Origin of the sequence: Prosthecobacter fusiformis (assembly GCF_004364345.1) — a bacterium.
Lineage (GTDB): Bacteria > Verrucomicrobiota > Verrucomicrobiia > Verrucomicrobiales > Verrucomicrobiaceae > Prosthecobacter > Prosthecobacter fusiformis.
The window spans coordinates 156,568-180,415 of record NZ_SOCA01000002.1 but is presented as its reverse complement, the minus strand read 5'-3'; the positions used below and the strand labels follow the sequence as shown (position 1 = coordinate 180,415).

At 59.0% G+C, this 23,848-nt stretch carries 18 protein-coding genes; 9 read left to right on the top strand and 9 right to left on the bottom strand.

Annotation, left to right across the window (positions count from 1 at the left end):
• Nucleotides 1-152: 152 nt before the first annotated feature.
• From EI77_RS06715 to EI77_RS06700, 4 genes are all read left to right on the top strand, one after another.
• Nucleotides 153-854 carry a CerR family C-terminal domain-containing protein gene (locus EI77_RS06715; protein WP_133794021.1) on the top strand — a complete coding sequence of 234 codons (702 nt, stop codon included), beginning with the start codon at nucleotides 153-155 and terminating at the stop codon, nucleotides 852-854.
• A complete protein-coding gene (locus EI77_RS06710) occupies nucleotides 851-1,942 on the top strand; it encodes an efflux RND transporter periplasmic adaptor subunit (protein ID WP_133794020.1) in 1,092 nt (363 codons plus the stop codon). Before EI77_RS06715 ends, EI77_RS06710 begins: the two co-directional genes overlap by 4 nt.
• Nucleotides 1,943-2,260: 318 nt before the next feature.
• Nucleotides 2,261-5,392 carry an efflux RND transporter permease subunit gene (locus tag EI77_RS06705; RefSeq protein WP_133794019.1) on the top strand — a complete coding sequence of 1,044 codons (3,132 nt, stop codon included), beginning with the start codon at nucleotides 2,261-2,263 and terminating at the stop codon, nucleotides 5,390-5,392.
• Nucleotides 5,393-5,406: 14 nt separating this feature from the next.
• Nucleotides 5,407-6,804, top strand: coding sequence for an efflux transporter outer membrane subunit (locus EI77_RS06700; RefSeq protein ID WP_133794018.1), 1,398 nt, complete (start codon nucleotides 5,407-5,409; stop codon nucleotides 6,802-6,804).
• A 21-nt stretch (nucleotides 6,805-6,825) separates the two neighbouring features.
• Here the strand turns inward: EI77_RS06700 and EI77_RS06695 are convergent, their stop codons facing one another.
• The 6 genes from EI77_RS06695 to EI77_RS06670 form a co-directional block, all read right to left on the bottom strand.
• A complete protein-coding gene (locus EI77_RS06695) occupies nucleotides 6,826-7,146 on the bottom strand; it encodes a PadR family transcriptional regulator (RefSeq protein ID WP_133794017.1) in 321 nt (106 codons plus the stop codon).
• A 123-nt stretch (nucleotides 7,147-7,269) separates the two neighbouring features.
• Nucleotides 7,270-8,640, bottom strand: a complete 1,371-nt coding sequence (locus EI77_RS06690; protein ID WP_133794016.1) for a tetratricopeptide repeat protein — start codon at nucleotides 8,638-8,640, stop codon at nucleotides 7,270-7,272.
• Complete coding sequence (locus EI77_RS06685) at nucleotides 8,637-9,314, bottom strand: energy transducer TonB (RefSeq protein WP_166647087.1); 678 nt, start codon at nucleotides 9,312-9,314, stop codon at nucleotides 8,637-8,639. The genes EI77_RS06690 and EI77_RS06685 overlap by 4 nt, the downstream gene beginning before the upstream one ends.
• A gap of 28 nt (nucleotides 9,315-9,342) precedes the next feature.
• The gene (locus EI77_RS06680; protein WP_133794014.1) at nucleotides 9,343-9,750 is read right to left on the bottom strand and encodes an ExbD/TolR family protein; all 408 of its coding nucleotides are present in this window, start codon (nucleotides 9,748-9,750) and stop codon (nucleotides 9,343-9,345) included.
• A 3-nt stretch (nucleotides 9,751-9,753) separates the two neighbouring features.
• The gene (locus EI77_RS23740) at nucleotides 9,754-11,262 is read right to left on the bottom strand and encodes a MotA/TolQ/ExbB proton channel family protein (RefSeq protein ID WP_243838704.1); all 1,509 of its coding nucleotides are present in this window, start codon (nucleotides 11,260-11,262) and stop codon (nucleotides 9,754-9,756) included.
• Between the two features lie 29 nt (nucleotides 11,263-11,291).
• Nucleotides 11,292-12,086 carry a DUF3450 family protein gene (locus EI77_RS06670; RefSeq protein WP_133794013.1) on the bottom strand — a complete coding sequence of 265 codons (795 nt, stop codon included), beginning with the start codon at nucleotides 12,084-12,086 and terminating at the stop codon, nucleotides 11,292-11,294.
• A 585-nt stretch (nucleotides 12,087-12,671) separates the two neighbouring features.
• On the opposite strand from EI77_RS06670, the gene EI77_RS06665 reads away from it, so the two are divergent.
• Genes EI77_RS06665 through EI77_RS06650 form a run of 4 tightly spaced genes read left to right on the top strand, consistent with a single transcriptional unit; the run spans nucleotide 12,672 to nucleotide 17,553 of the window.
• Nucleotides 12,672-15,209, top strand: coding sequence for a circularly permuted type 2 ATP-grasp protein (locus EI77_RS06665; protein WP_133794012.1), 2,538 nt, complete (start codon nucleotides 12,672-12,674; stop codon nucleotides 15,207-15,209).
• Between the two features lie 36 nt (nucleotides 15,210-15,245).
• Entirely contained in the window at nucleotides 15,246-16,127 is an 882-nt protein-coding gene (locus tag EI77_RS06660; protein WP_133794011.1) for a transglutaminase family protein, read from the top strand.
• 16 nt (nucleotides 16,128-16,143) lie between these two features.
• The gene (locus EI77_RS06655) at nucleotides 16,144-16,455 is read left to right on the top strand and encodes a hypothetical protein (protein WP_133794010.1); all 312 of its coding nucleotides are present in this window, start codon (nucleotides 16,144-16,146) and stop codon (nucleotides 16,453-16,455) included.
• A 51-nt stretch (nucleotides 16,456-16,506) separates the two neighbouring features.
• Nucleotides 16,507-17,553 (top strand): NHL repeat-containing protein, encoded by a 1,047-nt coding sequence (locus tag EI77_RS06650; RefSeq protein WP_133794009.1) that lies wholly within the window; start codon nucleotides 16,507-16,509, stop codon nucleotides 17,551-17,553.
• Nucleotides 17,554-17,564: 11 nt separating this feature from the next.
• Here EI77_RS06650 and EI77_RS06645 read toward each other — a convergent pair whose 3' ends face one another.
• Nucleotides 17,565-18,458 (bottom strand): LysR substrate-binding domain-containing protein, encoded by an 894-nt coding sequence (locus tag EI77_RS06645; protein ID WP_133794008.1) that lies wholly within the window; start codon nucleotides 18,456-18,458, stop codon nucleotides 17,565-17,567.
• Nucleotides 18,459-18,549: 91 nt separating this feature from the next.
• Here EI77_RS06645 and ilvD point away from each other — a divergent pair, with 91 nt between their 5' ends.
• Nucleotides 18,550-20,235 (top strand): dihydroxy-acid dehydratase, encoded by a 1,686-nt coding sequence (gene ilvD, locus EI77_RS06640; RefSeq protein ID WP_133794007.1) that lies wholly within the window; start codon nucleotides 18,550-18,552, stop codon nucleotides 20,233-20,235.
• A 19-nt stretch (nucleotides 20,236-20,254) separates the two neighbouring features.
• Here the strand turns inward: ilvD and EI77_RS06635 are convergent, their stop codons facing one another.
• Together EI77_RS06635 and EI77_RS06630 are read right to left on the bottom strand one after the other, a co-directional pair.
• Nucleotides 20,255-22,528: a tetratricopeptide repeat protein gene (locus EI77_RS06635; protein ID WP_133794006.1), complete on the bottom strand. Its 2,274-nt coding sequence runs from the start codon at nucleotides 22,526-22,528 to the stop codon at nucleotides 20,255-20,257.
• A gap of 39 nt (nucleotides 22,529-22,567) precedes the next feature.
• Nucleotides 22,568-23,842 (bottom strand): DUF3142 domain-containing protein, encoded by a 1,275-nt coding sequence (locus tag EI77_RS06630; RefSeq protein ID WP_133794005.1) that lies wholly within the window; start codon nucleotides 23,840-23,842, stop codon nucleotides 22,568-22,570.
• Nucleotides 23,843-23,848 lie beyond the last annotated feature (6 nt).

Below are 23,848 nucleotides of genomic sequence, written 5' to 3'. Positions count from 1 at the left end.
CCTCAAGTCGGTTTCTATCCAAAAAAGTAAGCGCCCAAGGAAAAAATTAGCAGCAGCAGACTTCGCCTCGCGTCTCCCCGGGAAAAATGAGCATTGACGTCAGAAAATGACGCGCTATTAAACAAGCGTTTATAAACACTCGTTTAACTCCTATGCCAAAGACTGCTCCATCCGCCGCCAGAGAGCGTGATCCCGACGCCAGAAAAGAGCGCATCATGGCTGCCGCGGGTGAGGTCTTTGCCCGCACCGGTTTTGCAGAAGGCAGTGTGCGTGAGATCAGCAAAAAGGCGGATGTGAACGTGGCCTCCATCAACTATTACTTCGGCAGCAAGGAGGGCCTTTACCGGGAGGTGCTGCTGGCTGCACATGCTCATGCGCTGGAACAGCAAGTGCTTCCAGAGCTTTCCAAAGACCCTGAAGTGGCACTGCGGGAATGGATCCATTTTTGCCTGCGCTTTGTGCTGATGAAACGTAAAGCGCACCCGGTCCTGGGACGCCTCATGGCCCATGAGATGCATCAGCCCACAGCAGCCCTGGGAGAACTGGTTAGACTCGTCATCAAGCCTCGGTTTACTGACCTGATCGGACTGGTGACTGCCGTTGGAGGAACCTCCCGCACACAGACGGAGTGCGAGATGGCTGCCCACCAGATCATCGCCATGTGCGTCCATTTTGACCATAGCCGTGATGTGGTGGGCCTGCTGGGATTCTCCGCCCCAGAAGCTGAAGCTGACTTCTCCCGCCTGGCCAACAGCATCGCCGATATGGCCCTCTACGGCTTGACAGCACGCAGACCGAAGGACGCGAAAACCCGGTCATCTAAATCTCCTTCTAAGACTCCCCCCACCCCATGAAAAGGACCTCCCTCATCCTCCTGCTGGCCGCCGCTTACTGGCTGGTATCCTGCCAAAAGGCCGCTCCAGATCCTGCCGCAGACGCAGTTCCGAAGGCCGCACCTCCTCCGGTCAAAGGCAGCACCGCTACGGCTCAGGAGCACACTTTCCCACGCTTCCTCCGCGTGACCGGTCAGCTCACTGGCCAGCATGATGCCGTGGTCGCGGCAGACTCCACCGGGCGTGTCATGACCGCGCCGGTGGAGCGCGGCTCCATGGTCAAACCTGGCGATGTATTAGCCACCCTGGATGACCGCCAGGCCAGGCTCGCCCTGGATGAAGCCAACGCTTCTGCCGAACTGGCCAAGTCCCGTCTTGCCCTGGCAAAAAACGAGCAGGAGCGCAACAAGCCGTTGGCCGAGAAAAAGGCCGTTGCCGATGCTGACTATCAAAAGCTGCTCACCGAAGTATCCGCCCGTGAGGCTGAACTGGCCGGTGCAGTCTCCCGGCAGGAACAGGCACAAAAGACTCTGGATGACTGTGTAATCCGCGCAGTGACCGGCGGCGTCGTGGCCGAACGCATGGTGGACCCAGGCGAATACGTGCGTGTGGACTCCGCTGTTGCTCGCGTGGTGGACCAGTCCACGATGCGGCTGGTGCTGAATGTTCCCGAGACTGAAGTAGGTGGCCTGAAAATCGGCCAGACGGTGGAATTCACCACCGCAGCTTTTGCCGGAGAGACCTTTACCGGTAAGCTGAAGTTCCTCGGGGCCGCCATGCGCGAAGCCTCTCGTGACCTCGTCATCGAAGCCGCAGTGGACAATGCCGATGGTAAATTGCGCGCCGGGTTTTTCTGCGATGCCCGCATTCAGATGAGAGAAGAAAAAGCCATCGCCGTGCCTTCGGATGCCCTTCGCATTGAGGGCTCTCGCCGCAAAGTTTTCGTCGTCATTCAGGATAGCAACACCTTGTCTGAGCGACTGGTCGAAGTCGGTGAAACACGCGAGGGATTTACGGAAATCCGGCGCGGCGTGAGCAAGGACGAGACCGTGCTCGTGAAACCACCCGCCGAAGCAGCGGACGGCCTGCCATTCCAACCTGCTGCCTGAAGCCCTTTTTCTCAAGCCATGTTACAAGAACGGCAAACACCCAACGATTCAGCATCGTTGATTAGGCTCAACATTCATGTTCTCCAGGACGATCATGAGCCCGCCTCAGAGGGTCTGGATGAGCAGGAGTTCACGCACAACACGCTCCTTCATTTTCTCCTGGGAGGCAGTCTGCTGCCACCCGCTCCACACAGTGAGCTATGGCGGGATCCCGCTGCGAGTCTAACGAGCGCAAGCCCTGGCAACAGTCGGCATCTTTGTGGTCTTTAGATCCTGAATTCCTCCCTGAGCTAAAACCTTATCCCCCGCCTTCCCCCCATGCAATGGCTCGCCGCAATCTCTGTCAAACGCCCGGTCTTCGCCAGCGTTCTCATCCTCGTCTTCGTGGTCGTGGGTGTGCTTGGTTACACGAAACTGCCGGTGGACCGGTTCCCAAAAATTGACTTCCCCACCGTCAGCATCGTCACCCGCCAGGACGGTGCCACGCCCAAGGAAATCGAAACGGAAATCACCGACAAGATCGAAGAGGCAGTCAACACCGTCGCCGGCATTGACGAACTCCGCTCCATCTCCAGCGAGGGCATCTCCCAGGTGCTGGTCACCTTTGTTCTGGAAAAGAACATTGATGTTGCCGCCCAGGAAGTCCGCGACCGCATCGCCCGCATCATCCCGGAACTGCCGGAGGATGTGGATGCCCCGATCATCGAAAAGCTGGATCCCGATGCTGCACCCATTTTGAATATCGCCCTGGTGGCGAACAAACCGGTGCGTGAGATCACTGAATACTCAGACAAGATCCTGCGCCGCCAGCTTGAGAGTGTGCCAGGTGTAGGCCAGATCACGCTTCTTGGCGGACGCCTCCGGCAGATCAACGTTTGGTTAGACCCGATGCGGCTGCGTTCCTACAACCTGACCGCCACAGATGTGCAGCGCGCACTCCGTTCACAAAACGTGCAGATCCCCGCAGGCACGGTGAAAAACGCCGCCAGTGAGGCAGGTTTCCGCGTTCTGGGCAAGGCGCGCAGCATTGATGAAATCAACATGCTGGTGGTGACGGAAAACAGCGGCGGCCTGGTACGCATGCGGGATGTCGCCCGGGTGGAAGACGGGGCTGAAGAACAACTCACCGTCGCGCGAAACAACGGGGTGCCTTCCGTGGTCCTTTCCATCCGCAAGCAAAGCGGCACCAACACCGTGGCGGTGGTGGATGCGGTGAATGAAAAGCTGACCGATGTTAAAAAATTGCTACCTGAGGGTTACAATGTGGAGGTCGTCCGCGATACCTCCACCGTGATCCGCACCAGCGTGCATGCGGTGAAAGAGCACTTGGTGCTGGGGGCCCTTTTTGCTGCCATCGTGGTGCTCGTTTTCCTCGGCAACTCCCGCGCAACCCTCATCTCCGCGCTCGCCATTCCCACGTCCATCATTGCCGCCTTCGGCATCATGTGGGCACAGGGCGTGACCCTGAACGTCATCAGCCTTGTGGCGCTGGCCCTGGCGGTGGGCATCGTGATTGATGATGCCATCATTGTGGTGGAAAACATCTTCCGCCACATGGAGGACAAAAAGGAAGACTCCTACACTGCCTCCATCGAAGGGCCGAAAGAGATCGGGCTCGCCGTCATGGCCACCACGCTTTCCCTGCTGGCTGTGTTTGTGCCAGTGGCCTTCCTCAGCGGCATCGTCGGCATGTTTTTGAAGAGTTTCGGCCTGACCATGGCCTTTGCCATCGCAGTCTCACTTTTGGTTAGCTTCACCCTCACTCCCGCGCTTTCCGCCCGCATGTTTAAGAATGGTCATGGCACCCGCTTTGACCGCTGGTTGGAGCATTTGGTCAACATTTTCTACAAGCCTGTGGAGGCGGTTTACATGGTGCTGCTGCGGTTTTCCATGCGCCATCGCTGGGTCATCGTGCTGGCTTGCATCGGCATCCTGGCCTGCATGCCCATCCTGATGAAGACGGTGCAGAAAAGCTTCCTGCCACCGGTGGAGGAGGCCGAGTTTGTGGTGAACATCCGCACGCCGGAAGGCACCAGCCTGGCCGCCACGGACCTCATGGTGGAGCGCTTCGCCCGTGAGGTGCGTAAGCTGCCCGGTGTGGACGGCACCCTGCTAACCATCGGTGACAATGACCAGCGCACGCCCAACCTCGCCGGCATCTTTGTCCGCCTCAATGATCCCGCCCTGCGCCAGGACCAGCAGACTCTCATGGACCGGGTGCGCCAGGAAATCGTGCCAAATTTCCCCAAAGAATGGCGCATCAGCGTGCTGGCCGTGCCGCCTTTCAACACGGGTGCCTCCAGCGCTAACGTACAGTATTTCATCGCCGGGCCAGACCTGGACGTACTCACCCGCGCCACACAGCAGGTGATGGAAGAAGTAAAAGACCTGCCCGGCCTGCGAGACCTGGACAGCTCCCTCATCGCGGGCAAGCCCGAAATCTCCGGCACCGTCAACCGCAACAAGGCCGGTGAAATGGGTGCCAGTATCGCGGACATTTCCAACACCCTGCGCCTGCTGGTCGGCGGAGTAGATGTGTCCACTTATGATGACAATGGAGAACAATACGACATCCATCTCCAGGCTGAGGAATCGTATCGTAACACGAGTGAAATCCTCAATCTGCTAACCGTTCCTTCCCTGAAGGCTGGCCCGGTGGCCATCTCCAACCTTTTGACCCTGGACAATACGGACAGCCCCTCGCAGATCAACCGCCTCAACCGCCGCCGCCAGGTGACCATCACCGCCAACAATGCGCCAGGAGTGGGTGAAACGCAGATCATGGACGGCATCTCCGCCGCCGTGAACCGCCTTAAATTACCAGCGGATTATGCCAGCGGCAGCGCAGGCAGGTCGAAGGAAATCGCCAAGGCGGGCAAGGCGTTTGGTGTGGCCTTCCTGATGGCCTTTATCTTCATGTATCTCATCCTGGCTGCGCAGTTTGAGAGCTGGGTTCACCCGTTCACCATCCTGCTGGCCCTGCCGCTGACGCTGCCCTTTGCCATCTTGTCACTCATTTTGTTCGGCCAGTCGATCAACATCTTCTCCATGCTGGGCATCCTGGTGCTCTTTGGCATGGTGAAAAAGAACGGCATCCTCCAGATTGACCACACGAACCAATTGCGTGAAAAAGGCATGAACCGCCTGGACGCCATCCTTTTGGCCAACAAGGAACGCCTCCGCCCCATCCTCATGACCACCCTCGCCTTCGTGGCGGGCATGGTGCCTATGATGACAGCCACCGGTGTCGGGGCCGCATACAACAACGCCACCGCCGGCGTCATTCTCGGAGGGCAGAGCCTCTCCCTGCTGCTCACCCTTCTGGCCACCCCCGTCATCTACTCCCTCTTCGATGACATGATCCACTTCCGCCAAAACCGCCGCGAAAAACGCGCCGCGAAAGCAGCCGCCAAATCTCCCCTTCCCGCCCCCAGCACCGCTACCCTCTGATCCCCCCCAGCGCCATGCTCACACGCTCACCTCTCTTCATCGCCGCCCTGGCCCTCAGCGCCTGCACCGTCGGGCCGGACCACACCGCGCCAGACATCGCAGACATCACCCCCGCCAAGTGGAGCTGGCAGACCGCCGCTCCCCGCGACGACTCCCCACGTGGCGAATGGTGGAAAATCTTCCGCGAGCCCGAGCTCGACCGCCTGGAGGCACTCGCCCTCCAGAGCAGCCCCACCCTGCATGCCGCAGCCGCCCGTGTGGACCAAGCGCGCGCCGCCGCCCGCATCAGCACTGCCGACTGGTTGCCAGACCTGCGCCTCAATGCCGATGGCAAGCGCGAGCAAACCTCCGCCAACCTCCCCACCCCCATCCCCGTGGACATCCCACGTGGCCGTGTCAACAGCTTCAGCACCCTGCTCGATCTCAGCTACGAGATCGACTTCTGGGGCAAAATCCGCCGAGAGGTGGAAAGCGCCCGCGCCACGGCGGACTCCACCTCCGCCAGTTACCACAACGCCATCCTCACCCTCACGGGTGATGTCGCCGCGCAATACTTCTTGTTACGCGCTGCGGATGCTGAGCTCAATGCCCTGCGCCGTACCATCGCCCTGCGCGAGAAGTTCAAAAACCTCCTGGATGACAAGTTCAAAGCCGGAGCCATCCCCGAGACCGATTTTGCCCGCGCTGTCACGGAGGTCGCCACCGCCAAGGCCGAACTGGCCGATGTCAAACGCCAGCGCCAGGAGGCCAGCGATACCCTCGCCCTCCTGTGTGGTCGCCCAGCCAGCAGCTTCATCGTGCGCGAAAATCCCATCGCCGCCAAGGCCCCGCCCGTCATCCCCGCCGGACTCCCCGCCGCCATGTTGGAGCGCCGCCCAGACGTCGCCTCCGCAGAGCGTACCGTCGCCGCCCGCAATGCAGACATCGGCGTCGCCGTCTCCGCTTACTTCCCCGCCGTCAAGCTCACGGGCACCGCCGGTTACCTCAGCAATGAAGTGGATACCCTGCTGGGGGGCGATAGCCGCGTCTGGAGCATCGGCCCCAGCATCAGCCTGCCCATCAGCGGCCTCAGCGTCATTCGTTTCAATGTAAAGCGTCAAAAAGCCGCGCGGGAAGAAGCCATCGCCAATTACCGCCAAGCCGTCCTCTCGGCCATCCGGGATGTGGAAACCAGCCTCGCCCAGACACGTTATTTGCGAGAGCAAGCCAGCGCAGTCAGTGAAGCCCTCGCCGCCTCCACCAAGGCTACCGACCTCGTCCGCGAATCTTACGAGCGCGGCACCCTCAGCTACTTCGAGTATCTCGACGCCGAGCGCACCCGCCTCCAAACCGAGCGCCAAACCGCCCAAATCTCCGCCCAGCGCCACATCTCCACCGTCCGCCTCATCAAGGCCCTCGGCGGCGGTTGGTAAACCCACCGCGTCAGGGTCTCTCTAGCCGTGCTTTCCCACCTCCACCCCCAGCTCCTTGAGCTGCTGGCGGACGATCTTCAGGACCTCCCGGCCATCCTTCGTGATCCGGTAGGCACGCGGTGCCTTCGGTCCGCGCGCTGCATCCACGGTGGATACCAGCCAGCCATTCTTCTCCATGCGTTTGAGCAAAGGATACAGCGTCCCTGGGCTCACTTCATAGCCATGATGCCTCAGCTCCTTGATCATCCATTGGCCGATCACCTCACCATCAGCGGCATGATACAAGATATGCACCTTCCAGAAGGAGAGCAAAATCTCGCGGTTGATCAGTTTCAGGTCCATAGCAGAACTTGAAACATGGTCGCATATACGGCCCCTGCCAAGCGTGGAATCATTCATCCCACACCCCGGTCATAAGATGTCCATGATTTTCGCGGCCTCAGGACAGAGCTTGCAGAGCAGATCTTACTTCGTACCCTTCTTCAGGTATTTTTCCAGGTCCTGAATCAGTTTCTGGACACTGTCACGCGGCTTGAGATCATTGGAGCGTTTCAGCAGCAGGAGTGCATCCGGGAGCTTGCTGTTGGCAATGTTCATCTGCGCCAGGCGGATGAGCGCATCGGGCTCAGTGTCCTTGATTTTGGTAGCACGCTCATAGTAGGCCGTGGCCTTCACCGGATCATTAGTGTCATTGAAATGCTGCCCCAGCAGCATGAGCGCGCTGCCGTCCATGGGGTTCAGTTCCACCACACGCTGCAGGATGGGAGCCGCAGTCTCACCTTTACCCGCCGCCATTTGCAGGCGCGCCTCCACTTTCAGCAGGCGGGATTCCGCTTCCGGGGGCAGCTTGCTGGATGACACCTCCTTCGCTTTGGCCAGTAGGAGAGTCGCCTCGGGCAATGAATTCTGGGCCGATAAATTTTCAGCCACCGTGACGATGTGCGTCACATCTTCAGCCGGGGTTTTATCCGCACGCTCCAGCCAGCGGGTATAGGCGCTCAGAGCCAGAGCCCCTTCCCCGGTGGCCAAATAAATATCCCCCAGGCGACGAATATCGTCCCCCTTCGCCTGCCCTCCGCGCACCAGGATCTCCAGGTTCTGCGTGGCTTTAGAATTTTCCTTCATCGCAATGTACGCCTCCGCTTGCAGGCTCAGCAGTTCCGTCCGCTCAGGATGATCACGCAGGATCTCATCACACAAAGCCGCAGCCTCCGCCGCTTTCAGCTGGGTCAGAACAGCCCGAACCAGGCCCATCTTCCAGTCCAGGGAATCGGGATCAAACATCAATGCTTGACGATAAGCACTCTCGGCCGCTGAAGCTCTCTCCAGAGACAGCAGTGCGTAGCCTAACAAACCGTAGGTGGGTCCATCCTGCACTCCCAGGCCAATGGCAGTGCCCAGGCTTGTCACGGCCTCACGCCATTTTTCCAGCTTCACCTGCACCATTCCCTGACCCCGCCAGGCACGGCGAAAGGTGGGGAACTTCTCCAGTGCAGTTTTGAACCATTCCTCGGAGGAATCCAGCATTCCATTGTCAAAGTACAGGCTGGCCACCTGATAATCGAACACCGCATTCGAATCCTTGTTCACCACTTTTCCGAGGAACTGAATCGCCTCCAAAGGTTTCGGCATCAGGGTCAGCAGATGCTGCAAAATCTGCCGGTCAGCGTCACTCAGCACAGGCTCCACGTCCGGGATATTCCCATAGGTACCCACAAAGTAACGCGCGAAACGTGGGTTGCTCCATAGCTCGAGGGCATAGGGAGCCTTGTGAGTAGGTGCCGCATGGAGTGGCATGCTCCCCAGGAGCAACAGGCAGAAAACAAATCGGTTCATTCGAATCGGAAAGGAAGTTTCAGTTTAAAGGACACAGGTTTTCCCCCGCGCATTCCAGGCTTGAACCGCCACTGGCGGGCCGCCTCCACGCACGGAGCATTGACGGACGGGTCCGGAGTTTCCGTCACCTCCGCTTTGGAAACACTGCCATCAGGCCCCACAATCAATAGCAGCTTCACCACCCCTTTGGCGCGCGCGCGCTGCTCAGCATTCAGTTTCGGCGAGACACGGCTGATGGGCTCCGGCTTGTTATCCAGTTGTCCGCTGGAAAGCATGTCCGCCATGCCGCCCATGCCCCCGGAGCCGCTGCCGCCAATGACCCCGCTGCCAAATCCCACGGAGGGTCCGAAGCCGCCTTCCCCACCCACACCAGACAAGGCGGAGCCAAGATCACTCAAGCTCACCGCCGCCAGCGCCGGCCCCGGAGATGCGGCGGGCGAGGACAGTTCACGAAAATCAGGCATTTCCTGCTCAATGTCAGCCGCAGGCTCATCCATCTTCTCCTTCGGTTCTTCTTCCTCTTTCTTGTCCTCCTCCTTGCTCACATCCACCTCCACCAGGACCTCCTTTTTCTTCCCTTCCCCATCTCCCTTCGGAATCAAAAAGCCGCCAAACAAAAACACGACCGCATGAAGTCCCAGGGCAGCAAGGAGGCCGAAAAGCGCTTGTTTCATGTCGTGGTAAACAGATCCGTGCCCGCACTTACTTACGCTCCACTGAGTGGGCGATCTTGGTGAACCCCGCCTTCCGGGCTTCATCCAGCACCGTCACAATAAATTTGTAGGGCACTTCGCCATCACCATTCACCACCACCTGACCTTCTTTGTTGGCGGATTTGAAATTTTGCAGGCGCAAAGGCAACTGGGCCACATTGATCTTTTCTTTGTTAAAGAAGATTTCGCCCGTCTGGGCCAGGCTCAGCGTCAACGTCTCCTCTTTATTGTCCTTCGGACTCGCCGTGGAGGCCGCCGGGTTGTTCACGGTGATGCCTTCATTCTTTGTCATGGACAGGGAGACCATAACGAATGTGGCCAGGAGGAAGAAGACCACGTCAATCAGGGGCACGACTTCGATCTTCGCGTGTTTTTTAGGACGCTTTTTAAATTTCATGAATTACGCAGGTAAGGGATCCTGACCGATGATTTTGCCAGACTTAGCCGGGCCAGAGATCTGCTGCAGGCCACCTTCAGAGCTCGCCAGCATCTGCTTGTGGCGGTGGCGCAGTTCCTCCTCATGCTTCTTGTTCTTCTCGATGATCAGTTCCAGCTTCGAAGCAGCCACTTCCAGCTCATGCTCGGCATCCTCCACCATGTTGTTGAGGTAGTTGAAGGGAACCAGGCCCGTCATCGCGATGACCAGACCAAAGGCCGTAGCAATCAACGCCTCCGCAATCCCTCCCGTAATGGCAGAAGGCGCGCCCATGTCAGCTCCGATGGCCGCAAAGGAAGCCATCATCCCCGTCACTGTGCCCAAGAGTCCCAAAAGCGGGGCGATGGTCATCCCCGTATCCAGCACGAAGAAACCCCGCTTGAAGCGCTTGATCTCCATGGAGGCAGCCAGGCCCAGCGCATCGCTGATGTTTGTTTCCACATGCTCCAGCGCATGGGAGAGAGCACGCGCCACATAGTCCTGGGATTTCCGGCCCAGACCGATGGCCTTGTCGAAGTCTCCTGCTTCCACAGCTTCCAGCAGTTCATGCACATCACGGGGCTTGCGGCGCTTCTTCTCACGCAGAATGAAAAAGATACGCTCAAGCGCCGTGCCGAAAACCAAAACGCTCACGAGTAAAAGCGGATGCATGATCGGCCCACCATGTTTGTAAGTGTCTAACAAAGTATGCTTCGTCACAAAGTCCTTGATCGCACCGCCCAGCGTTGCATCCAGCGGCAGCAGTCCTTTGCCAGTCTCTACCAGAGATGCAATGGAAGCATTGATTTCCGGCGTGATGCTGCGGATGATCGGCATAGGCGATCCCACCTGGGGCATCGCGATTCCAGATCCCTTCCCGTCAGTGGATGAGAAAAAGGCCATGGGGCCGATCAGTGCAAATTTGCCATCCATCACGAAACCCTGGCTGTCCACCGCCTGGCCCTCAAAGCGAGTGCCGCCGATGACTTCGGACAGGCGCACGATGGCTGAGCGGATCAGCCCCACCTGTGCCATGAAGCGGTCTTTCAATGTCCCCTTTTCATCATCGCTCGCCGCCTTGGCTTTGTTCAGCACCTCACCCAGACGTTGTAGCTCGCTCACATGCACCTTGGACTCATAGCCCTTGGTGAATTCATCCATGATGTTCGTCAGGTAGTTGCTTTCATCGGTGGCCAATTTCACCTGGTTTTTCAGGTTCACCACATTCAGCTCCGCCTGGTCCAGTTCGGATGTCAGCGGGCCGTATCTCTCCTGCAATGCAGCCAGTTCAGCCTCAGCTTCTGCCAGCTCACGGTTCATGGGCTCTTTATCCTTGTCGATTTCAGCCCTCACCCGTGTCAGGTTGGCCAGGCTCTGATCATAATCCTTCTGCGCAGAGGCAGAAGCCGAGTTAAAGACAGACGGCGAAGTTTCCTGTGCACCTGCCGGAGCAAAGGCGAGCCAGGGAGCCAAAAGAATAACAAAACGTTTCATATTAAAAAAGTGCATCGGCTAGCTGGGTTTCAATCAATGGAGGCAGGCAGCTCGACCAGCTTCGGGCTCACCGTTTTTTTCATGACTTCGACGACCTCGATCACCCGCTTTGCGATGCTTGGATCTGTCGTCCATTCCCAATCCTGTGCCCCCGGTGTTCCCACACCACCGATATCACCCGCCGCATTGACAAAATAGGCCTGCCCCAATCCGACATAAAGTGTCTTCACCTCCGCTTTTTTACCATTCCCCACATCATGAATCTCTGGCAGAGAGGCAATCTCCAGATTGGACTTGTTCAGTTCGTTGAGGATACCCAGGACATTTTGATACCGCTCCGCAGCCGTGATGTTCTTCACCTCCGCTCCTTCTTTGGGAATGCGGTCCGCCAGCACCTTCACCTTTTCCTTCACGTTTGCGGGCACTCTGAGGATCAGGCCACGCACACCTGTCTCTAATTCAGTGGCCGCAGTCAGCAGTGCATCACTGGCTTCTTTTGCCTGTGCCTTTTCTACCTCAGCCTCTTCTGTACGCTTCTTTGCATCGGCCAGCTTGGCTTCCGCCTCGGCGATTTTTTTCTTCATCTCGCTGATGGACTGCTTCACAAGGGTGATTCGCCCCTCCAGCAGCGCCTTGCCCTGCTCCCACTCGTGGCGTTCAGCAGCGGTCAGCCTCTCCGTTTCCGCCCATTTTTGCAGCAGGGCGCGCGCATGGTTCATGGACTCGGCAGCATCTTTGGCCGCTGGCACTTCCGCAGCGGAAAGCAGCCCCGTCACAATCATAATGCCCAGCCAGGGCAGGTATCTAAAGACAAAAATATTCATGGATGAGATGAAGGAAAAACACTCAGGCTCAAAGAGCCTTCCGGGTGCATTCTCGCAGTCCCGACAATGTCCTCCCGTCCCAAAAACCAAAGACGATTACGGTGACAAAACAGACACAAAGGCACGCATTCCCCCCTGAAACGCTGTGCTCATGGCCCACTCCAATGACAAAACAAAAAATTCCACTTGGCCCAACTGGCCCTGGCACCCGCTTGCACCCACCACCTCCACGCTGGATACTCATCTCATGACTATGGCCAGTCTCTCGTCGCTATCCCCAGCCGCTGCCAGCCATTCCCCAAGATCCCCCATGGGGAAAATAATCCCCATGAAATCCCCATCACAATCTATTGATAACCAAGGATTTAAGCTATCAAATCCCCAAATGGGGAAAAAATAAAATCTCTCCCCATGCTGGCCATCTGATTCAATTACCTAAATATAATTACCCATTATACACCCTGTCAGCGCCCACCTTCCGGGCGTATAGAATGTGAATTCTTGAAATCCTTTTGCCTGCCTTGGCACTGAATCTGTTTGCTTGCTTGAACCCGCCGATGTGGCGATGAAGGAACAACCCGCCTAATGCCCAACCCATCGTCTGTCTCAATTGAACCTCCGTCGCCATCCGGTGCGACTGCGCGCGCGCCTGCCCTGGAGGCCTGCCTGCTGAATTATCGGCCGGTACCGGGCGTCTTTGACGAAATGGTCATGCCCAGTGGAGAGCTGCGTGCCCATTGGAAGACCTTCGGCAGTTTCCTGGCCCAATGCACGGATGCCGACTTCAAACAACGCGCGGATACCATCCAGCGCCTCCTGGTGGACCATGGTGCCACCTATAATATTTATGATGACGTCCAGGGTGCCAGCCGTCCCTGGATGCTGGACCTCCTCCCCTTCATCGTTGCCGAGCAGGACTGGCGGCGTGTTCAGGAAGGTCTGGACCAGCGTGGCCGCCTTTTAAATGCCATCCTTCTGGACCTCTACGGTCCCCAGCATCTCCTCCGGGACGGCCTGCTCCCCCCTGGCATCGTCCAGGCGAACCCTGGCTTCCTGCGTCCCGTTGTCGGCGTCAATCCCCCCGGCGGCCGTTTCATCTTCTCCCTGGGTTGTGACCTCGTCAGGGATGCAGGTGGCTCCTGGCGCGTCCTCGCGGACCGTGCCCAGGCCCCCAGCGGCCACGGCTACACCCTGGAAAACCGCATCGTCATGTCCAACGTTTATGCGGAGGAGTTCAATGCCTCCCGCGTGCGCCGCCTGGCCAATTACTTTGAGCTGAAGCGTGAGATGCTGCGCTCCCTAGCCCCGAAGCATCGTCATGGGGATGCAGGCATCCTCATGCTCACCCCCGGTCCCTACAATGAGACCTACTTTGAGCACGCCTTCCAGGCCCGTTATCTCGGTTTCCCCCTCGTCGAAGGTGCTGACCTCACCGTCCGTGACCGCCACGCCCACCTGAAGACTTTAGAAGGACTCCGCCGTGTGGAGGTCATGGTGCGCCATGTAGACGATGTTTTTTGCGACCCTCTGGAACTGAATTCCGGCTCCCTGCTCGGTACCCCCGGCCTCATGGAGGCCTGGCGCAGCGGAAACATCGCCCTCGCCAATGGCCTGGGCACGGGCGTGATCGAAACCCCTGCCCTGCACCCTTTCATGCCCGGCCTGTGCCGTCATCTGTTGGGTGAGGAGCTCAAACTTCCCTGCGTTCCCACCTGGTGGTGCGGCCAGCGGCGCGAGCTCGCTATGGTCATGTCCGACCCTGACCGCTGGGTGGTCAAACCTGCCTTCGTCCGCGGCTCGCGTGATCCCGTTTTCATCCGCGATCTGGAAAAGGAGCAGAAAGCCCGTTTGCTGGATACCATCCGCGCCGCTCCCCACGAATGGGTCGCCCAGGAAGTCCTCAGCCTCTCCACCACACCCACCTGGACAGGCACTAAGATGGAACCACGCTCCCTCGTCTGGCGTGCCTTTGCCATCTCCCAAGGAGAACGTTTCGCGACCATGCCTGGTGGCCTCGCCCGTGTCAGCCCGGAGCCAGAGCGCTGGCTCGTCACAATGCGCAGCGGCGGCATCAGCAAGGATACCTGGGTGCTCGGCGACGGCACGGAGGACACCGCCTTTGGCCACCTGGACCAGCAGCCCCTCGTCATCCGCCCTGCCCGTCCGCCCAGCGGCGTGCCCAGCCGTGCGGCAGACCACCTCTTTTGGTTAGGCCGTTATGCGGAGCGCCTTGAGCTCACCGTCCGGATGACCCGTGTCATCATGCAGCGCCTCGCCAGTGAGCGTGGCCTTGTTCAAAGTCGCGAGGCTCAGAGCTGCGTCGCCCTCATGGTTGAAATTGGTCTTCTGCCCAAGGATGCGACGGTGCTCCGCGATCACCTCCAGGCCCTGGTCCAAGATCCCAAGCGTGAAGGCAGCGTGCCCGGCCTGCTCAGCCGCCTTCGTTACAACGCCTCCGCCGCACGAGATCGTCTCTCGGATGACATGTGGCGTCTTTTCAACCGCATTGACCGGGATGCCCGCCTGCCAGCGGGTCCATTCAGCCTCTCCGCAGCCCAAAGCTCCCTCGATACCCTCATCCTGGACCTCGCCGCCCTCAGCGGCATGCAGCAGGAAAACATGACCCGCGGCCACGGCTGGCGTTTCCTCGAAATAGGCCGTCGTCTCGAGCGCGCCACCATCATCCTTACCCTCATCAAAGGAACCATGGAGCAGAAGGCCCAGGATGACAGCCTCCTTAGCCCTCTGCTGGAAATTTGCGATAGCACCATGACCTATCGCCGCCTCCACTTTGCCCTTCCTGTCCTGGCCCCGGTGATGGACCTGCTGCTGCTCAATGACATCAATCCCCGTTCCGTAGCTCACCAACTCCTGGTTTTAAAACGCCAGGCGGCCGAGCTACCGACCGATCCCACTCTTGAATCCCTCATGCCGGAAAAGCAGCAGACCGATGTCCTGCTCTCCGACCTTCATTCCCTGAATATCCCCGCGCTAGCCCGCACTCCAGACCAGCTCGTCCATTCAGTCTCTGCCATCTGTGACACCCTCACTGAAGGCCTCGAAAAACTTTCCGACATCATCACGGAGCACTACTTCAGCCACGCCATCCGGCGGACCGAATGAATGGATCAGTTTAAAGCACGGAACCTCTGAGCCATCATGCGCTACAACATTATTCATCGCACCACCTACACGTATGAAAGTGCGGTCACCGTCGGTCATTACATGGCTCGCCTGGAGCCGCGCGCGCTGCCCTTTCAGGAGTGCCCGTGGCATGAGCTGACTATCCGCCCGACGCCCATGCAGCGGTCTGAACGCTCAGACTACTATGGCAATACCAATGTCTATTTTGAGATTGAAGGCTCTCACCAGAAATTGGAAGTCATCGCCCGCAGCCTGGTCGAGGTGGAGCGTGCTGAACCCTTCGATCCAGCCAAAACTCCCGCCTGGGAATCCATCCGCGACGCCTGCCGCAGTGATGTCTTCAACCCTGCCACTGCGGCTGGCGAGCTCACTTTTGCATCCACTCTTATTCCTATCGGCCCGCTGTTTGCCGAGTATGCACGGCCTTCTTTCCCCCCCAAGCGTCCCATCCTTGAAGCTGTGAGCGACCTCAACCGCCGCATCAACACGGACTTCATTTTCGACCCCAAGGCCACCGATGTCGCCACCCCCGTTGAGAAAGTTTTGAAGCAGCGGCGTGGTGTCTGCCAGGACTTCGCCCAGGTCATGATCGCCTGCATCCGCTCCCTCGGTCTGCCTGCCCGCTACGTCAGCGGTTACCTCGAAACCATGCCTCCTCCCGGAGTTGTGAAACTCGTCGGTGCCGATGCCTCCCATGCCTGGGTCTCCGTCTATTGCGGTGAGACCTGCGGCTGGATGGATGCCGACCCCACCAACAACGTACTGCCTTCCGAGCGCCACATCACCGTCGCCTGGGGGCGTGATTTCAGCGATGTCAGCCCCCTGCGCGGCGTCACCATCGGTGCTGGCAAACAACATCTCGCGGTCGCCGTGGATGTGCTGCCAGACCTTGAGTAGCAAGCCGTCCTGTTCCATGCAGCTTCACCGCCATCCCTGCGGTTTTTATTACTCGCAACCCTTCGCCGATTTTCTTAACCAAAAGCATGAAAGGGAAAGCTCTGAGCATCCCGGTGAACTTTTGGCCCTCGATTACATCCGCTGCCGGGAAGGCAGCCAGGCGGGCAATGCCTGGTGGCAGCTCGACTGGATTTCCCTTCACACGGTTCCTTCGCAGAACCGCTTTGAGATTGGCAGCACCGAGATCGCCCTCTCACGCCAGACCTTGAAGGGGCTTGCGCGGCACCTTCTCCATTATGCTGACGGACAGGTGCTGGTGAAAAAGTAGCATTAGCCGGGTGCGGCGATAGTTTGTCCCCGCCAGCAGAGTTTATCCGTCATGAAACGCCGTACCCTCCTCGCCGCCGCCGGCACCGTCTTGAGTGCCCCTTTTATCAAGGCTCAAAGCAAGACCTCCCTCCAGGGTGCCATCATCGGCCATGGAGCCCATCGTTATCAGGTGGACCTGGAATGGTGCAAGGCAAAGCGGGAGACACACCCCGTCAAGGACTGTCACGAAATGGTCATGGACGCCCAGAAGCGCCTGATCATGATCACCAACGAGGCCCGCAATAACATCCTGATTTTCGACAAAGAGGGCCACGTCCTCGATGCCTGGACACTCCGCCTTAAAGCGGGCCATGGCCTTTCACTCGATACCCGCGATGGCCAGGAATACTTGTGGTTATGCGATTCCTCAGGCGCATCCGTCATCAAGACCAGCCTCAAGGGGGAGGTGCTCCTCAAACTCCCGCATGCCAAGGACTGCGGAGCCTATGATGCAACCAGCAAATACGCCCCGACTGAGGCTGCCGTCGCTCCCAATGGCGATGTCTATGTGGCGGACGGTTATGGCTCACAGTTCATCCTTCAGTTCGATGCCCAGGGGAAGTTTATCCGCAAGTTCGGCGGTCTCAGCAGCCAGGCCATGAACCCCGGCAAGTTCATGCAGGCCCATGGCGTCACCATCGACCTTCGTGGCCCGGAACCCCTGGTGCTTTGCACGGAGCGTATCCGCAATGAGTTCCATTGGTTTACCCTGGCGGGGGAATACGTGCGCTCGGTCTACCTGCCGGGTGCCTTTATGAGTCGGCCGGTCATCTCTGGCGACCTGTTGCTCTCAGGTGTCTGCTTTGGCATGAAACCGGGGGACTATCGCATGTGGCGGGACCGGGGCTTTATCCTCATTCTGGACAAGGACAACCGCGTCATCTCCGCCCCCGGTGGCCAGGCTCCTGAATACGAGGGAGACCAGGTGAAGCTGCTGCTCCAAGACCAGCCCGTCTTCCGCAATGTCCACGATGTATGCGTGGATGATGCCGGTGACCTGTATGGCTGCCAGTGGAATGCGGACAAGGCCTATCCTTATAAGCTCAGGAAAGTATAACCCGATCAGCATCAGGCCAGCTTCCGTGCCTTCAGCAATTGAAGCAGATGGCCCAGCGGCCCCACCGCGCGACCTTTCTGGCAGGCAAAGACATGGGTGATCTTCGGGCTGCCCTTCAACGGGATGGCATGAACGGAGGTCTTCATGAACTGAGCCAGTGCGGCAGGCAGCAAGGCCACCCCGGAGCCTGCTGCCACCATCAGCGCCACCGCCTGTGCACGAGGGGATTCCAGAATGATGCGCGGGCGGAAACCTGCCGCTTTGCAAAGCTCCTGCATATGGCTTGCGAAGGCCGGAGCGGACTCATGCGAGACTGCGATGAAGGACTCCTCCGCCAACGCTTTTAAAGCCACGCTTTGGGAACCTGCCAGCCGATGTCCCGAGGGTACAAAGCAGACCAACGGCTCCTGATGCCAGGCCATGAACTGGATGCCCGGCGGCCTAACCGGAGGGATGATTCCGACAAAACCGCCGTCTAGCCGCCCCTCGGCGATCGCCTTGAGCTGGTCGTTGGGAGAGCTGTCATGCAGCATGATCTGCACCCCCGGATGGCGCTCGCGGTAGCGGCGAAAGCTGTCCACCAGTTCATCATTCATCACCGCACTCACAAAACCCAGCCTCAGCCTTGCAGTCTCCCCGGCAGAGCATCGCCGGGCCGCCTCCCCTGCCCTGTTTAACAGGCGGGGCACATTGCGGATGTCATCATAGAACAGACTGCCCGCGGCGGTGAGGGAGACACGCCTGGGTTCACGCGAGAAAAGTTGCGCCCCAATCTTCTCCTCGAGCGTGCGGATGTGCCGGGACAAAGGCGGCTGGGCCATGTTCAGGCGTTTGGCCGCACGGGTGAAGGACAGGGCCTCGGCCACAGCGATGAAGCACTCAATTTCGCGAAGGGAATAACTCATACCGATTTGATATCACTAATGAGCAAAAGCAGTCATTCTATCATGCATCTTCATGAGGGATTCTGGTGGGCACAGTTAACCACCCACCCTTATGGCCATCAGCGACACCATCAAAAAAGGGGCGATGCGCGCCCCGCACCGCAGCCTCCTCCGCGCCACCGGCGTGATCCAGTCCGAAGACGATTGGGACAAGCCTTTCATTGCCATCGCCAATTCCTTTGTCCAGATCATTCCGGGGCATGCGCACCTGGATGTGGTGGGCCGCAAGGTGCGCGAAGCAGTGCGGGAAGCGGGCGGCGTGCCATTTGAGTTCAACTGCATCGGTGTGGATGACGGCATCGCCATGGGGCATGGCGGCATGAAGTATTCCCTGGCTTCACGAGAGCTCATTGCCGATTGCATCGAGACCATGCTGAGGGCGCATTGCTTCGATGGTGTGGTGTGCATCCCGAACTGCGACAAGATCGTGCCAGGCATGATGATGGGAGCAGCCCGGGTGAACATCCCCTCCATCTTCGTTTCCGGCGGCCCGATGAAGTCAGGCACAGATCCGGTGACCGGCCGATCCCTGAATCTGGCCTCGGTGTTCGAGGCCGTGGGGCAGCTATCCTCCAATACCATCACCGAACAGCAGCTCACGACGATCGAAAAGAATGCCTGTCCCACCTGCGGTTCGTGCTCGGGCATGTTCACGGCGAATTCAATGAACTGCCTGTGCGAGGCCCTGGGTTGGGCGCTGCCTGGCAATGGTTCCATCCTGGCCACCGATCCGGCACGCGATGCCCTTTTCCAACGGGCAGGCCGGACCATCGTGCGTCTGGTGCGGGACAATGTGAGGCCATCGGATCTGCTGACCCGTGAATCCTTTGAGAATGCCCTGGCTCTGGACATGGCCATGGGCGGCTCCTCAAATACAGTTCTGCACACCATCGCCATTGCCCATGAAGCAGGGGTGCCGCTGAGCATGGCCGACTTCAATACCCTGGCCGAACGGGTGCCGCATATCTGCAAGGTCGCCCCTTCCGGTTCCTATTACATGGAGGATGTGGACCGCGCAGGGGGGATATCGGCCATCTTAAAATCCCTGGCTACCAGACCGGGCCTTATCCATCCAGACAGCATGACGGTGAGCGGCCTAACTTTGGGTGAAACCATCTCCACGGCTGAAGTGAAGGATGAGGATGTGATCCGCTCGCTCGACAAAGCTTATTCGCCCAAGGGCGGGCTGGCCGTGCTCTTTGGAAACCTGGCACCGGATGGCTGCGTGGTGAAGACCGCAGGCGTGAGCCCTGGGATGATGCAGTTCACCGGCACCGCCGTCATCTTTGAATCCCAGGAAGCGGCCAACCTGGGGATTCTGGGCGGACAGGTGAAGGCGGGTGATGTGGTGGTGATCCGTTATGAAGGCCCGCGCGGAGGGCCCGGCATGCAGGAGATGCTGGCTCCCACCGCAGCCATCGCGGGACGCGGGCTCGGAGATTCCGTGGCCCTCATCACCGATGGCCGTTTCTCTGGTGCCACCCGTGGCGGAGCCATCGGTCATGTGTCCCCGGAAGCGGCAGCCGGGGGCCCCATCGCCCTCATCGAAGCGGGTGACCGCATTGAGATCGACATTCCCGCGCGCGGTTTGAATCTGCTGGTTTCCGCCGAGGTGCTGAGCGAGCGCCGGCAACGCTGGACACCGCCTGCCCCGAAAGCCCGCAGCGGTTATCTGGCTCGTTATGCGGCCATGGTCACCAGCGCCGATCAGGGAGCGATCCTGAAGGTGGGAGGATGATAACGCTGACTTTTTGCAGTCAGTTCAAACTCATATCAAACTCCCACTTCACCTCTGGAAACCAGCGTTTCTTATCAGCCTGCTGGGCCAGGGGTACGTTTGGATTTCGCCGGACGAGGGCTTTGTAAAAGCGGTCCGCCGCTTTCGGGTCGCGGTTTTGCAGCCAGTTGCCAGCGATGCAGAGCACCTCCGCCGTTTTCGGATCATCATCCGGCATCAGCGCAGCCGCCTGCCAGGCCATCTCTGCCGCGACGTACCGATAATGGAAACGCTTGTCCACCTTTGGTCCATAGTGGCGTGCCCGCCAGACCTCGTCCGGCGTTGCGGCAAAGGTGGGCACCTGCTGCCCGGCAACCAGGGTATTTTCATCATGCTCCCACTCGTCCAACCAGACCTTCTGGCGGCGAAAGGCCGCCATGTCCCGGAGTTCAAAAGAACCGCCTGCTGCATAATAGTCCGGCCCCGTTTCAAATCCAACCAGCTCCATGCCTAACATACGATGAAGCTGGGCCGCCTGCCAAAGGGCCTCTGCTCGCTGCGCCTTCGGCAGCTTGCGATCATGCCCATCCCGGCAGGCTTTTGCATAGACCTTGCTGGCAGAAGACAGCTCCCCGGGCAGGACAAGATGGGCATTCTTAAAATATTGCTCCCTCAAGAGCCTCCGGCCCAGCAGGTGCCTCATCACAGGAGCATCCGTGGGACGTCCCCAGCCACCGAACTTCTCACTCAGGCCGCGGATCGTTTTGACCTCGCCCTTCGGTTCGCTCTCTTCCTCGACCCTCCAGGTCTTGACCGCTTCAGCCATGGGTTCGGCCCGCTGCATGGCCAGCAACTCTTCCACCGACAGCAGGCGCTCCGCGATGTAGGCCGTGTCCACCCAGAAATCCGTTTTGGAAAAAGTCCTGAGCGCTCCGGTGAAGTCGTTCGTCGCCAGTTGTGCCCGGCCATAATCAGCCAGGAAATGATGGCGCCGCACTTTCAGATAGTTATCCGCACTCAACGGAGTGATTTCCCTTTGTGCCGCGTCCTCCATCATGGCACGCTCCTCGTCTTCATCATTCGGCAGCAGCTTGGCCATTGCCTCCAGGGACTTCACGGCCTCCGTTTTTCGTCCATCCATGGCCGCCAGCTTACCCTTGAGAGAGAGGACAATGACGTCATCGGACTGGGCCAGTTTCAGCCAGCGTTTTGCCTCGTCAAACTTGGCCGCATTGTAATAGATCCAGGCAATCAGACCAGCCTCACGCTGTTCCTTGAGACCGGATTTCTCAAAGCTCTGCAGCCACAGCTCCAGATCCCCCACTGGAAATTCTGGGGTGTCCGTCCGGTTGCCAAACTGCCAGTCCAGCGCATTTTGGGCGACTTCGATCAGGTGAAGAAGCTGCGCCTGCCGCAGGAAAGGGTCCGCCAGAGTTTCTTGCGCCAGTTCCTCACTCCACGTGCCATATTTCCAGCGATCATGACGGAGGTCACGCATGCCCCAGCCCATGCCGAGGATGGCCCGCAGAAACGCAGCCCGCTTCCAGGCAGCCTCACTGACCAGCGATTTCTCCGGCAGATCACTGGCGGGCCTTCCGAGGATATAAGTGGCCTCGGTGCCGAGATACAGGCAGTCCGCAAAGCCTTCCAGGCTCAGCTTTCGAGTCTCCGCCAGCCATTGGCCACAGGCCGCATCGTCAGCAGGATCGCTTGTGCGAAAAAGCATCCAGGCTGCCCAAGTGGAGCGCCACTGCCGCTGGGCCGCTGGTAAGGCCAGGACCTGCTGCCACTTTTCCCGGGCCTGAGTCACCACGGCGGCGGTGTCATCCTCAGCCGAGAGATACAGCAGCGCACCTTCCAGGTACAGGCGCACATCTTCTGGCATGTCCGGCATCAGCTTTTCAGCCTTCGGTTTCGCCGTTTCAATACCGGCAATGCCCTCGCGGTCCTGGGTTGTCAGCGAAGAGGCTGACCGGTCGCTGTGATGGATCATAGTCCGGCGCAACTCTCGATACGCCGTCAGCCAGACTTTACGTGCCGCCTCATCCGGCAGGCGGGGCTGCATGACGGTTTCCATCTCCGCCATCTCCAAATCCAGAGTGTAAGCGGGCGAGCCCGGTTTCCTGGCCGCCAGCTTTTCGCCTAACCAAGGATCCTTCAACTGATACAGCTCCCCGGAGAATTCAAACAGGGGCGGCTGCAGGATGCCCTTCGGCTTGTCCAACGCGTTTTCAGGAAAGAAAGGACCGCAGGCAAACACGGGCACAAGGCCCAAAAGAACCGTCCAGCCAATCAATGGTCGCCATGCATGCATGGGACCAGATTATCACTCAAGTCCTCAACCTGACAAGGATCACTGCGCAGCTTTTAAAGATACATTCATCTCTTTCGCCTCCCTTTCCAACCGCAGCCAGCCGATCACCATTTCAGTCCCCGGAGCCGCCCTGGGCAACCGCCCAGGATCTTCCAGCTCCAATCCCAGATAGCCTGGGCCGGAGCCGATCATGCGATACCCCCGCAATGCATCTGCGGCGGCTGGCTCAGCGCCTCTCCAGGTCACAACGGCCACCAGAGGCAGATCATCCGGCGCATCGCCAGCCTGACGCAGGCGGATCTCATGGACGCCGCTGTCATTGGCCTTGCATTCAGCTTTCCACCCGCGTTTCAAAGGCGTCCCCTCAACGACCTGCTTCATTACATCCAGGCTCCAGTTCAGTCGGTCCCCCGCCACTGGCAGGCGATACCAGACCACCGATTTCATCAGTGGTGATGCCTCATTTCTCCATTTAGAAACGAGGGTGGTCATCCCATAGGCATCCGCATCCAGCACCAGATAATTCGAGCTCTGCAGAGGCAGTGCCTGAGGCACATCTTCAGCATAGACCTCCCGCACCTTGCCGGCCGCATCAAACTCGACCACACAAGAATAAGTCGGCAGGGCCACGCGGAAAGGAACCCCGATTTTAACCGCCCTGGCCACCGCTTCATCCGTCTCTTCCAAATCAACCAGGGCGACTCTCTTGCCTCGCGAATCTGGCAAATGCAGCGAGTGCACCTGCAAGACGTAACCCGGGGCAACGGCCGCGAGGTCGGCAAACTCTTTCTCCCTCAACCAGGAGGGCAAGGCCGTGCAGGAAACGGGCAAAGGAGAAACAGCTTCTTTCACAGCGGTCAGCAGACGGGTAAAATCGGGCAGTTTTGAGTCCGGGCAGTCGTAGTCCAGTTGCACCTCCGCCAGACTGCCCTCCGGCCATTCGGCCACCAGGGATTTGACCAGATCCACGACTTCCACCACCGCCTTCACATCCCAGCCGGTTTTGGCCGCCGAGGGAAAAATGCGGATGACCAGGCCCACTCGCAGCCCGGCCATGGCCGCTTTGTCTGGCTGGATCCTGGTGGTCTTCACCTCCCCTTTTTCAAAACGGACTTCTGCCGCCAGCAAATGATAAGCCTGCAGCCAGCCCTTGGAGTTGCTGACACTGGCCGTGATCTCCGGCTTCCACGACCGCTGCCAGACATACACTTCCGATGGAAGCGCAGCGGTGCGTTTTACCAGGGCAGGCTTGCAACCCAGGAAGCTGATCGCGAACACAGCGCAGAGAGCCATTCGCAAAACGTGTCGTAGCATGGGGCA